The following is a 12910-nucleotide window of genomic DNA, read 5'->3' on the forward strand; positions in this document are numbered from 1 at the left end:
GTACAATTTAGAGCCGTACAATTTAGAGCCGTACAATTTAGAGCCGTACAATTTAGAGCCGTACAATTTAGAGCCGTACAATTTAGAGCCGTACAATTTAGAGCCGTACAATGTAGAGACTTTTAAGCATGATAGTGTACAGATTGCCAAGTATGACTTTCAGTGTATTAAAAATCGATACTTATATTATCTTTTTATTGATAACACTGATATCAGGAAGTGCTCTTGCACTCAGCGAAACACAAAAAAGCTTTCTACAACAACTCACCATTGAAGAGTATAAAAAACTTGATCAAGAACTTAAAAAAAATTTATGCAGGGAAGTTGAATTTTACATTTATAGAGCGATGGCAAACGTTAAAAGAAGAAAAAGGAATAATTTTTTTATACGCAAAAATAGGGAAATAGCTAAACAAACAGGCATTAAGGCTAGTGATAATACGACTCACTTTGTAATACCTTGCTTTTTATTAAGTACGTTTAATCTGGTTCAGGCCATGATTTATCATAATCATGAAGAAAAATCTGTCATTGCAATAAATAAAGATAATAGAGCTGCCAGTGTTGTTATTGACTATGTAAACAGATTGTCATCAAAAAGAGCCGAGCAAGCTCCCACAAATGGTACAGATTGGATAAATCTGCTTTATGAAGATCGGGTTTTGTATCCAGAAAAAATACGTACTATTAAGGCAGAAAAAAACAAAGAATTCAGTTTTCAATCAATACTTCCGTCTGGCCATCCTGATCATGAACTATACCTGCTGCGTAATGAAAAAGTTGTGTTAAGCAATGTCAATATCATTCGACAAGGAAATTTAAAAAATGGAGATAAAATAATTTCACCCTGCTTAAAGCCATTTAAACGAAAATTAGAACCACCCGTGAAAAACTCCGCATCCAGAGCCAGAGAGATTTATATCGCGGTTGATCGACTTCAAGCCTTTCTTAACAAGAACTATCCAGAAAAATTTAGATTAAGTATCAAAGATAGAAATATGTTTGAGGTATCTCTTGATTTTGTCGCCCCCTATGGTTGGTGGAAAGATGCATTTTTTAGAGTGGTGCTTATGTTTAGCAACATTGGTAATGAACAACCAGACATAACTATTGAATGTGCACCAGAGATATCCCATCTTTTTAAAAGTTCCACTTTCGTGATGGATATGTATAAAAACCCTGATAGACCCATCTTAAGTTTGCTCTATAAATGGTCGTTGAATTGTGCCGAACAGCTATGCCATGAACCAGAAAATTTAACGGTAGAAAATCAGATTTTGAGTATTATCAATTATATGATAATTGTCTTTGATATAAGAACAAAAGGTGTTCTTTCATGTTATTTGCACGGAAAAAGTGTTCAGGATGTCATCATAAAAGAAATAATCAACACAAATACCCAAGCACAAAAAGTTACTCCACTTCTTTATGTAGAAACCGATCATAGTAAGATAGAAAAAAGTGTATATGAAAGAGTAAAGGATGGAGAAGATCCAGCTTTTGATTACTTGGTGATTGATGAGTTCGATTCAGAATTAACAAGGACTGATATTTTTATTCCTGTCAGAATGTATAATGAAGCTGAGGTTGTAGAACTTGACTATACCTCAACTAAAACTTTTAATGATCTGGTACACGAAGCAAGGAGGAAGTCGGGGTTTAAAATACCAATAAATATTAAACCTATTGTTTATTATAAAAACAAAAAACTGAATAAGTATATTTTCCAACAAACTTTGCATGGAATAAATAAGGGTGATATAAAGAGGAAGAATAAAGAACAAGAAGAAGAAAATAAACACAAGAAAAATCATAACACTTTGACGACGATTGTTAACGTTCCTGGTTATGAAAAGCAACCATTTGAAAATGCTATAGCCAATTCATCTGGCTATTACTATGTTCCAGAAAACTCACAGCATTTGACGTGGAACAAGATAGTTAAAGAAAGCAAGATACTCAAACCCATAAAATGGGAAATACATTTAGTTGAAAATAAAAAATTGGCAAAAGCTAACAACATGCTTTATCAATACAACCTTATTTTGCCTTCAGATACGCAAAAAACAACAGAACGCTATAGAGGAGGAAATCAGTATAAAAGTTTCGCCAATGTCTGGGTACCCACTTTTAGAGAAGATATGTCAGACGTTGAAAAAAAATTCGCTTTGATGTCCATGTATGACTTATCAAGAAATAAATTTAAAATTCCAAACAATCTCAAAAAACACTCCGTTTCAAATCTGGGTAATGACATTATTACCAAAGCATTATTAACGCCTAAGGGCGATGAATGGTTACCCACTCAAGCTTATTTGCACTTTTTACTGCAAAGAGTTCAGATGTCTCTCTTTATAGATCATGAGGATTACTCAATTACTAAAGAAAATAATGTTTTTTTTGAAAGTGCCCTTAAAGGAAATATTGACGAAAATGTTATCAAGGATTTGGCATTTTTTCTTGGCCATCTGACTCCAAACCTGCGATCTTTACAAAGAATGGATAATCCAGATAAGACAGAAATTATTTATCGCATTGTTTTAAACTACCTGATTGAAACATGTGTCAGGGTTCTGATGCACAACGAATTTGATACCAGTTCTGAAACAGTAAAACAACTTACAGAAAAACCAGAGCAATTTAGTCTGGAAGACATCTACGCCTCCAACAAAAAAGACATTGCTACAGCTTTTAATGTATTACAAATGTCTAATTTCCTTTTTACAAAAATTGCCTTTGATCCTTTTCAGGAAGAGACTTTTCATAACGAGACTTTTCATAACGAGACTTTTCATAACGAGACTTTTCATAACGAGACTTTTCATAACGAGAATTTCGATCTTATTTTTTATGATCGTGAGGTGGAAGTGCTTCAGCTTGATATCAAGAATATGCGAAAGATTATTGATGGCAATAAAAATCTTATTCCACTTTTTTTTAATCACCTGCATCCTGCTGCCAAGTATCGATCAGCCAACTTGAATTTCGAAAACAAAGAGTTTTTAAATAAATTCACGTTAACCGTTTTAAAAAAGTACAAAGACCGAACAAAAAATAAAGAAGTAAAAACGTCACTACACGCTTTTCTAAAAACTACAGGATATAAATCGGATTTTTTCAGTGAAGAAAAAACAGATGAATTAATCTCTTTATTCAGGGAAAATACCCCAGAGCTTCTGATTAATGTTCCGAATGGAAAAGGTGGTTTTAGACAAACCTGTTACCGTTGTCGTAAACTTTATGAAACTAAAACCCCCATAAGAGGAAGTAGTCGTACAACAAACAAGGCCACTAGCACATCAAGAGCCACTGGCACATCAAGAGCCACTGGCACATCAAGAGCCACTGGCACATCAAGAGCCACTGGCACATCAAGAGCCACTGGCAAATCAAAAGAAAAGCTGATAAAGCCTTTTCACAAAGGTTGCATAAAAAAAGACAAGCAAATCAGGAAACAAGCAGAACAATTATATAAAAGAATGGAAAAGGGATACCCCAAAAAACGAATGTCCGAAGCAAACAACTACTATAACCCTGTCCCTGATGGCTTTGAGCTGATCAGGGTTAATGGCGATGGTAACTGTATGTATTCATCCATCGCAGAGATATTTAACAAAAATGTACGATCAAGACAAGAAGGTCTATGGAACCAGCAAACAGTAAGGCAGATGATGGATTCTAATCTTCGCCAGATTTATTCAGCGATTCAAAATCATCCTGACCAGGAAAAACTGATGCAAGAGCTTGGGCTACTATTGGAAATCGATGCTGACTTGATTCCAGAGGTTCTCTATAACAATGTCATTACAATTTCAGCCTCTATCGGTCAGTCGGAGTTAGGCCGATTACAACAATTTGGCGATGCCCAGCTGATGACTTTGCTGGTGCCGACACAGGGTGTCTGGTTCCCGGTCATTACCCAAGGTAACTGCGGGGCTTATCACGAGATTTATGACCTGAGGCGTTGGGTCAAACTGGCTCCGAACCTTTTAGCCATGCTGTTACAAAATGAGAATTATCGATTTCCTGATCTCACTGAAAATCAAAGGGAAAAGCTTTTGCAGTTGTTGTTAGGGCAAATGTTGTTAGAGCAAAATTTCGATCAAGCTGAGCTCTTTGTCTCTCAAATTCTGGCAGCCCCCCATGACTCTCCGGCTTATCTTATCCACTACCCCAGTTCAGTCGCCCTTCTGGAACATTTTGATGCAGCAGTAAGCATTGAAACAGCTCAGAATATGGAGCTTAATCCCACTTCTTCCCTTTCAACCAATGAGACTTACCATGAGAAGGAGAGTAACCCCTTATTGTTAATGATTGAAACCAGTCTTGGAACACTCGTTACTATGCCAGATGCACTCACCAATACTATGTAAGAAACGCCATTTTGCCGTTTCGCCAGAGGTGAACGGGATGATCAAATAATAATAAGCAATCGCAAAGCAGATGTTTTTAAAATACGCTAGTATTTACTCGCTACAGTGTTTATTAAGAAAAACCTTACCAGTGACGTTCAATTCAGAAAGTTTTAATAGCCTATAAGGACTACCAAGTATGATTTTTATTGCGTTATCTAAATTAAATAAAATCAGAATTTATTTTATCGCTTTATTAATAACCATGATATCAGGGAGAGCTCTTGCACTGAACGAAAAACAAAAAGGTGTACTAAAACAACTCACCATTGAAGAATATGCAGAACTTGATAAAGCACTTGAAGAAAAAGGTTTGTACGGGAAAGCTGAATCCTATATTGATAAAGTTATGTCAAATGTTAATAAAATAAATAGAAAGCATTTCTTTGTTAACGAAAATAGGGAAATAGCTGAGAAAATGGGTGTTAAGGCTACTGATAAGACCACTAAATTTGGAATACCTCACACCCAGCTAAGGACGTTTAATCTTGTTCAGGCAATGATTCATTATGCCAAAGCAGAACCTATCGAGCAATCAATCTTCTTAAATTCAGAGCAAGTAACGGCTGTTGAAAGTAATGAAGCAGCCAGTGCTGTTATAGATTACGTCAATAGATGGCTGTCCAAAAGAGATGAGCAACAGTCGACAAACGATACAAATTGGGTAAAGCTGCTCTATGAACCCCCAGGTTATAACAGACGCAGAACGCGTATTATTAAGGTAAAAAAAAATATAGACTTTGATTTGCAATTAATTAACCCGTTTTATCATCCAGATCTTCAAGTACACCTGCTACGTAATGGATCATTTCATTTAACCAATGTAAATATAATTCGGGAAGAAAGTTTAGAAGATGGAGATAAAATAATTCACCAGGATAAAAAAAGAAATTCACCCACATTACTCACGAGAAATTCCGCATCAAAAGCCAGAGAGATTTATATTGCAGTTAATAGACTTAAAGAACTCCTTAACAATAAATATCCAGATAAATTCACATTAAGTATCGATGACCAAAATATGTTTCAGGTGACTCTGGACTTTGTGGCACCCTATGGATGGTGGGAAGATGCATTTTTTAGAATAAAGTTTAATTTTGATAATATTGATAGCGGAGAACCAAAAATTGATGTTAAATATTCACCAAGGGTAGCCCACCTTACTGGCAAGAAACTTTGCGTGATGCAGAAAAATTCTGCACGCTATGAGCCAGAGATTCTTTCTATAGAAGAGCAGATTTTAAATGTTATCAATTTTATGGCAGCTGATTTAGATATAAAATCAGAAGGTATTCTTCACTATAGTACCGATGAAGAAACCCAACAGAATTTGATTACAGAGGAAATAATCAACGTAAATACCGAAGCACAAAAAGCTAACACACTTCTTTATATAGAAACCGATCATAGTAAGATAGAAAAAAGTGTACATGAAAGACTAAAGGATGGAGAAGATCCGGCTTTTGAGTATTTGCTGATTGATGAGTTGGATTCAGAATCAGCAAGGACTGATATTTTTATTCCTGTCAAAATGTATAATGAAGCTGAGATTGTTGAATTTGACTATACCTCCTTTATAAATTTTAGTGGCGTTATCAATGAAGCCAGGAGAAAGTCGGGATTTAAAATACCAATAGATATTGAACCTACTGTTTATTACAAAAATAAAAAACTGGATAGCCATAATTTTCAACAAACTTTGTATGGAATAAAGAAGGGTGATATAAAGAAGAAGAAAAAAGGAGAAGAAGAAAATAAAAACAAGAAAAATCATGACACTTTAACGATGATTGTTAAAGTTCCTATTTATGAAAAGCAACCATTTGAAAATGCTATAGCCAACTCATCTGGCTATTACTACGTTCCAGAAAATTCGCACCATTTAACGCCGAACGAGATAGTTGACGAAAGCAAGTCACTCAAACCCATAAAATGGGAAATACATTTAGTTGAAAATAAAAAATTGGCAAAAGCTAATAATATGCTTTATCAATACAACCTACTTTTGCCTTCAGACACAGAAAAGACAACAGAACGCTATAGAGGAATATCTCAGTATGGAAGTTTGCCTAACGTCTGGATACCTACTGTTAGCAATGATATGTCGGAAGTCGAAAAAAAGTTCGCTTTGATGTGCATGTATGACTTATCAAGACATAAATTTAAAATTCCAAATAATCTCAAAAAATACTCCGTTTCAAATCTGGGTAATGACATTATTACCAAAGCATTATTAACGCCTAAGGACGATAGATGGTTACCCACTCAAGCTTATTTGTTTTTTTTGCTGCAAAGAGTTCAGATGTCTCTCCTTATAGATCATGTGGATTACTCTATTGCTAAAGAAAACAATGTTTTTTTTGAAAGTGTCCTTAATGGAAATATTGACGAAAATGTTATCAAGGATTTGGCATTTTTTCTTGGCCATCTGACTCCAAGTTTGAGAACCGTACATAAAATGGATAGCCAAGATAAGACTGAAATTATTTATCGCATTGTTTTAAACTACCTCACTGAACTATGTGTCAGGACTCTGATGCACGACGAACTTAATACCGGTACTGGAATAGTAAAACAACTTATAGAAAAACCGGAGCAATTCAGCCTGGAGGACATCTATGCTTCTAACACAAAAGATATTGCTGTAGCTTTTAATGTATTACAAATTTCTGACCTCCTTTTTACAAAAATTGCCTTTAATCCTTTTCAGAAAGAGACTTTCGATCTTACTTTTTATGATTATGAGTTAGAAGCGCTTCAGCTTGATATCAAGAATATGCGTAATATTATTGATGGCAAAAAAAATCTTATTCCACTTTTTTTAAATCACTTGTATCCTGCTGCCAAGTATCACTCAGCCGACCTGAATTTCGAAAATAAAGAATTTTTAGATAAATTTACGTCAAACGTTTTGAAAAAGTATGAAGACAGAACAAAAAACAAAAAAGTAAAAGCTTCACTGCAAGCTTTTCTAAAAAACACAGAACAAACATCGGATTTTTTCAGCAAAGAAAAAACGGATGAATTAGTTTCTTCATTCAGGAAAAAAACTCCAGAGCTTCTGATTAATGTTCCGAATGGAAAAGGTGGTTTCAGACAAACCTGCTACCGTTGTCGTAAACTTTATGACACTAAAACCCCCATAGGAGGAAGTAGTCGTACGATAAGCAGAGCCACTGTCCAATCCAAAGAAAAGCGGATAAAGCCTTTACACAAAGGTTGCATGAAAGAAGACAAGCTCATCAGGAAACAAGCAAGGGAATTATATAAAAGAATGGAAAAGGGATACCCCAAAAAACAGATTCTCAAACCCGATTATGTCTATAACCCTGTCCCCGATGGTTTCGAGCTGATAAGGATTAATGGCGATGGGAACTGTATGTACTCATCCATTGCAGAGATATTCAACAGAAATGAGCAGTCAAGGCAAGAAGGACTATGGAACCAGCAAACAGTAAGGCAGATGATGCATGATAACCTTCGCCAGATTTATTCCGCGATTCAGAATCATTCTGACCAGGAAAAAATGATGCAAGAGCTTGGGCTACTATCGGGGATTGATGCTGATTTGATTCAAGCGGTTCTCGATAACCATGTCATTGCCGAGTCAGCCTCTTCCGGTCAGTCGGAGTTAGGCCAATTACAACAATTTGGCGATGCCCAGCTGATGACTTTGCTGGTGCCGACACAGAGTGTCTGGTTCCCGGTCATTACCCAAGGTGACTATGGGACTTATCACGAGATTTATGACTTGAGGCGTTGGGTCAAACTGGCTCCGAACCTTTTGGCCATGCTGTTAAATAGCGGGAATTATCGATTTCCTGATCTCACTGAACATCAAAGGACAAAGCTTTTGCAGTTGTTGTTAGAGCAAAGTTTCGATCAAGCTGAGCTCTTTGTCTCTCAAATTCTGCGAGCCCCTCATCAGTCTTCAGCTTATCTTATTCACTACCCCAGTTCTGCTGCTCTCCTGGAACACTTTGATGCAGCAGTAAGCATTGAAGCAGCTCAGAATACAGAGGTTGATCTATCACAAACCGCTGAGGTTGATGAGGCTTTACAAGACAGCAACCCCTTATCGTTAATGATTCTAGCTGGAGCACTGCTTACCACGTCAAACACACCCACCAGTACTATGTAACCGCCGTCTGAAGAAAGCCCTGAAGCTTGAAGCTTGAAGCTTGAAGCTTGAAGCTTTGTGCCAACAATCGGAAAGCAGATGTTTTTAAAACAAGCTACTCTTCATTCGCTACCGGGGTTGCTAAGATATACATAGCCAGTGACGTTCAATGCAGAAACGTTTTAGATATCATAAGGATTGCCAAGTATGATTTTTACTGCCTTATCTAAATCGAATAAAATCAGCATTTATTTTATCGTTTTATTGATAATGTTAATGTCAGAAAGTGCTCTTGCACTAGACAAAAAGCATAGAAGCATACTAAAACAGCTCACCCTCCAAGAGTATCGAGAACTTAATCAAAAACTTGAAGAAAAAGGTTTATACAGGGAAGCTGAACGTTACATTGACGACGCGATGGCAAACGCGGATAGAAAAAAAAGATATAAATTTTTAAAAAATGAAAATAAGGAAATAGCCAAAACAATGGGTGTCAAAGCGAGTGCTACCAAGTTTGGAATACCTTATAGCCTGTTAAGGACGTTTAATCTTGTTCAGGTAATGATTCACTTCGATACAGCAAACAGGATCGGCAAAAAAAGTGTAAAACACCTAACGGTCAATAAACATAATAGAGCAGCCCGTGTTGTCAGAAAGTATGCACGAAAATTGTTAGCAAGATCTCAAAAATCGCTCCAAAAGAGTACGAATTGGATAAGTGTGTATCATGAAGACCGTGCTTATCAACATCTGGGAACAAATATTATTAGATCAGCAAAAAATAAAGACTTTGATATTCATTCAATAGATCCTTTCTGGCATCCATATAATTTACTGCACGTGCTACGCAATGGAGAATTTGTTCTGACCGATGTCAATATCATTCGGAAAGGAACTTTAAAAGATGGTGATAAAATAATTTCACCCAATGATGTTAACTTATCGCTTATACAAACATCAACCACAATAAACTCTGCATCCAAAGCTAGAGAGATTTATATTGCAGTTAATAAACTTCAAGCTTTTCTTAATAAGAAGTATCCCGATAAATTTAGTTTAACGATTAACGACAGTAATATGTTTGAGGTGTCACTGGATTTTGTAGCACCCTATGGTTGGTGGAAAGATGCATTTTTTAGAGTCGTGTTTAATTTTGACAATATTGGTACAGAAGGCCCTGACATTGATGTTGAATATGCTCCAAGGGTATCCCACCTTATGGGAAATGAACTTTGCCTGATGCAAAGCTTTAAAAGCTCTAAAAGGTTCAACCATGATTTTAACGAATACTGGTGGTCCTATTGCTCGAAACGTGTACGCTATGGATCAGACAACTTTTCTATAGAAGAGCAAATTTTGAACATTATTAATTTTATGCTATCTGACTTAGACATAAGATCAGAAGGCATTCTTGCCTATAACTTTAAAGAAAAAAGCCCCCGAAGATTGATTGCAAAAGAAATAATCCGCGTTAATAATCGAGCTCAAAAAGTTCACAAGCGCCTTTATGTAGAAACAGATCATGACAAGATAAAAAAAAGCGTACGTAAAAGAATAAAAAAAGATGGAGAAGACCCAACCTTCGATTATTTGGTGATTGATGATGAGTTCAATGCAGAGTTTACAGAATTCGATAATACACAGAAGGATGAATCAACAAGAACTGATATTTTTATTCCTGTCCAAATGTATGCTGAAGCTAAGATTGTAGAATTTGATTATCTTGCAATCAGTAACATTTATGACCTAATCGATGAAGCTAGAATGAAGTCGGGTTTTGCAATACCTGAAAGAGTTCAACCTGTTGTTTATTATAAAAATCAAAAGCTGGGTGAACATAATTTTCAACAGGTTTTAGATGGGATAAGGATAAGAAACTCAAAAGCCAGACACAAGAGAAAGCATGACTTCCTGACGATGATTGTTAAAGTTCCTGGTTATGAAAAGCATGCATTTGAAAATGCAATACCTGAACAAGGCAGTTTGGATGAATATTATTATATTCCAGAAAATCCGCGCCAGCTGACAATTCAAGAGAAGCTTAACGAAAGCAAGCTAGGCAAACCCATAGAATGGGAAATACATTTATTTGAAAACAAGAAATTAGCCAAAGCTAATAATATGATTTATCAATACAAACTTATTTTACCTGTAGAAACGCAACAGACAACAGAACGGTTTAGAGGAGGATCTCAGTATGGAAATCATGCCAATGTCTGGATACCCACTATTAGAGATGACATGTCAGAAATTCAAAAAAAATTCGCTTTGATGTCAATGTTTGACTTATCAAGCAGTGAATTACAAATCCCAAGTAATCTAAAAAAAGGCGCTGTTTCTAACTTTGGTAATAACATTATTACCAAGTCATTATTCATGCCAAAGGAGAATGACTGGGTGCCAACTCAGGCCTATTTAGCGTTGTTGCTGCAACAAGTTCAGATGTCTTCCCTTATCACTCGTCAGGATTACTCAATTGCTGAGGCGAACAATGTTTTTTTTGAACATGTCATTAATGGCAATATTGACAAGAATATTATCAAAGATTTAGCCTATTTTGTTGGCTACCTGGCTCCAAGCCTTAGTCATCTATCCGGAATGAGCGAACGGGACAAGGAAGAATTTATTCATCGTATTGTTATAAACTATCTCATTGAAATATGTGTTAGGACTCTTTTATATAACGAGTTTGATGCAACTACTGGAATCATCAAAGAACTTATAAAAAAACCAGAGCAATTTAGTCTGGAAAGTATCTACACTGCCAACCCAAAAGGTATCTCTTTAGCTTTTAATGTATTGCAAATTACTGATTTCCTTATTACTAAAATCGTCTTCGATCGTAATAAAGAAAATAAAATCGACTTTACTGTTTATGAAAGTGAGGTAGAAAGTCTTCAGTCCAGTATCAAGAGCATACGTAATATTCTTGATGGAGAGAAAAATCTTATTCCAGTGTTTTTGCGTCAATTGTTGCCTGTCGCCAGCTATTACTCCGACGATATGGATTTCGAAAGCAATGAGTTTTTAGATAAGTTTACGCTCAGTGTTTTAGAAAATTATCGAAGTCGAACAAAAAACAACGAGGTAAAAGCTACACTGCATGCTTTTTTGAAAAACACAGAGCAAAAATCAGAATTTTTTTGCCAGGAAAAAACAAATGAATTAATCTCTTTATTCAGAAAGAATACGCCAGAGCTTCTGATCAACGCTCCGAATGAGCAGGGTGGCTTCAGACAAACTTGTTACCATTGTCGTCAACTTTATGAAACAAGAGACTCCATAAGAGGGAAAGGGCGTACCAAAAACAGAACCACTGGCAAACCAAAAAAAACACTGGTAAGGCCTTTTCACGAAATCTGCATGGAAAAAGACAGATACATCAGGCAACAAGCTGGGAAATTATTTAAAAAGATGGAAAAGAGCTATCCAAAAAAACAACGGGTCGGCCCTGATTATCATTATAACCCGGTCCCCGACGGTTTTGAGCTGATAAGGATTAATGGTGATGGTAACTGTATGTACTCGTCCATTGCAGAGATATTCAACAGGAATATATGGACAAGACAAGCAGGCCCATGGAACCAGCAAAAAATAAGGAAGACAATAGATTATAACCTTCGTCAGATTTATTTCTCGATTGATTCTGACGAAGGAAAACTGGTGCAAGAGCTTGAGCTACTATTGGGGATCGATGCTGGCATGATTCCGGCCATTCTTAATAATAAAATCATTACTGATTCAGACTCTTTCGCTCAGTCAGAGTTAGGCCGATTGCAACAATTTGGCGATGCCCAGCTTATTGCCTTGCTGGTGCCGACACAGGGTGTCTGGTTCCCGGTGATTACACAAGGCCACAATGGGTCTTTTCACGAGATGTATGACCTGAGGCGTTGGGTTAATCTTGCTCCTAACCTTTTGGCCGTTCTGTTACAAAACGAAAATTACAAATTTCCTGATCTCACTGAAAGACAAAGGGGAACACTTTTACAGTTGTTGTTAAGCCAGAATTTCGATCAGGCTAAGCTCTTCGTCTCCCAAATTATGGTAGACCCTCATCAGTCTTCAGCTTATCTTATCCACTACCCCAGTTCTGTGGCTCTTATGGAACACTTTGATGCGGCGGTCAGTATTGAAGCCCCCCAGAATATGGCTGTTAATTTGTCACGAACCACTCCGATGGATGAGACTTTACAGGACAGCAACCCCTTATCATTAATGATTCAAACCAGTGTTGGAGCACTCCTTACTACGCCCGGCACACCCACCAGTAACTTATAAGCTAACATAGGTACCAGCCATTGGAAGCATTCGACACAGGATTCAGCCAGTAATGCGTACTCGACCATTGACGTTCATTATAGAAAATTTTAAGCAT

General features: G+C 36.5%; 3 protein-coding genes. All 3 read left to right on the plus strand.

Annotated features, from left to right (window positions below; all coding sequences use genetic code 11):
* Nucleotides 1–152 precede the first annotated feature (152 nt).
* The 3 genes from K7B67_RS03945 to K7B67_RS03955 all read left to right on the plus strand — a co-directional run bounded on the left by K7B67_RS03945 (nt 153) and on the right by K7B67_RS03955 (nt 12813).
* Entirely contained in the window at nt 153–4373 is a 4221-nt protein-coding gene (locus K7B67_RS03945; RefSeq protein WP_252179078.1) for a hypothetical protein, read from the plus strand.
* Nucleotides 4374–4551: 178 nt separating this feature from the next.
* Nucleotides 4552–8553, plus strand: a complete 4002-nt coding sequence (locus K7B67_RS03950) for a hypothetical protein (RefSeq protein WP_252179079.1) — start codon at nt 4552–4554, stop codon at nt 8551–8553.
* A 186-nt stretch (nt 8554–8739) separates the two neighbouring features.
* On the plus strand, nt 8740–12813 hold the full coding sequence (locus tag K7B67_RS03955) for a hypothetical protein (protein WP_252179080.1): 4074 nt from the start codon (nt 8740–8742) through the stop codon (nt 12811–12813).
* Nucleotides 12814–12910 lie beyond the last annotated feature (97 nt).

The organism is Endozoicomonas sp. 4G (genome assembly GCF_023822025.1).
In the GTDB taxonomy this organism is placed as follows: domain Bacteria; phylum Pseudomonadota; class Gammaproteobacteria; order Pseudomonadales; family Endozoicomonadaceae; genus Endozoicomonas_A.

What these genes read in the sequence shown, in the direction of transcription:
- K7B67_RS03945 (WP_252179078.1), top strand. Translation starts at nt 153, where the DNA reads ATGACTTTCAGTGTATTAAAAATCGATACTTATATTATCTTTTTATTG.
- K7B67_RS03950 (WP_252179079.1), top strand. Translation starts at nt 4,552, where the DNA reads ATGATTTTTATTGCGTTATCTAAATTAAATAAAATCAGAATTTATTTT.
- K7B67_RS03955 (WP_252179080.1), top strand. Translation starts at nt 8,740, where the DNA reads ATGATTTTTACTGCCTTATCTAAATCGAATAAAATCAGCATTTATTTT.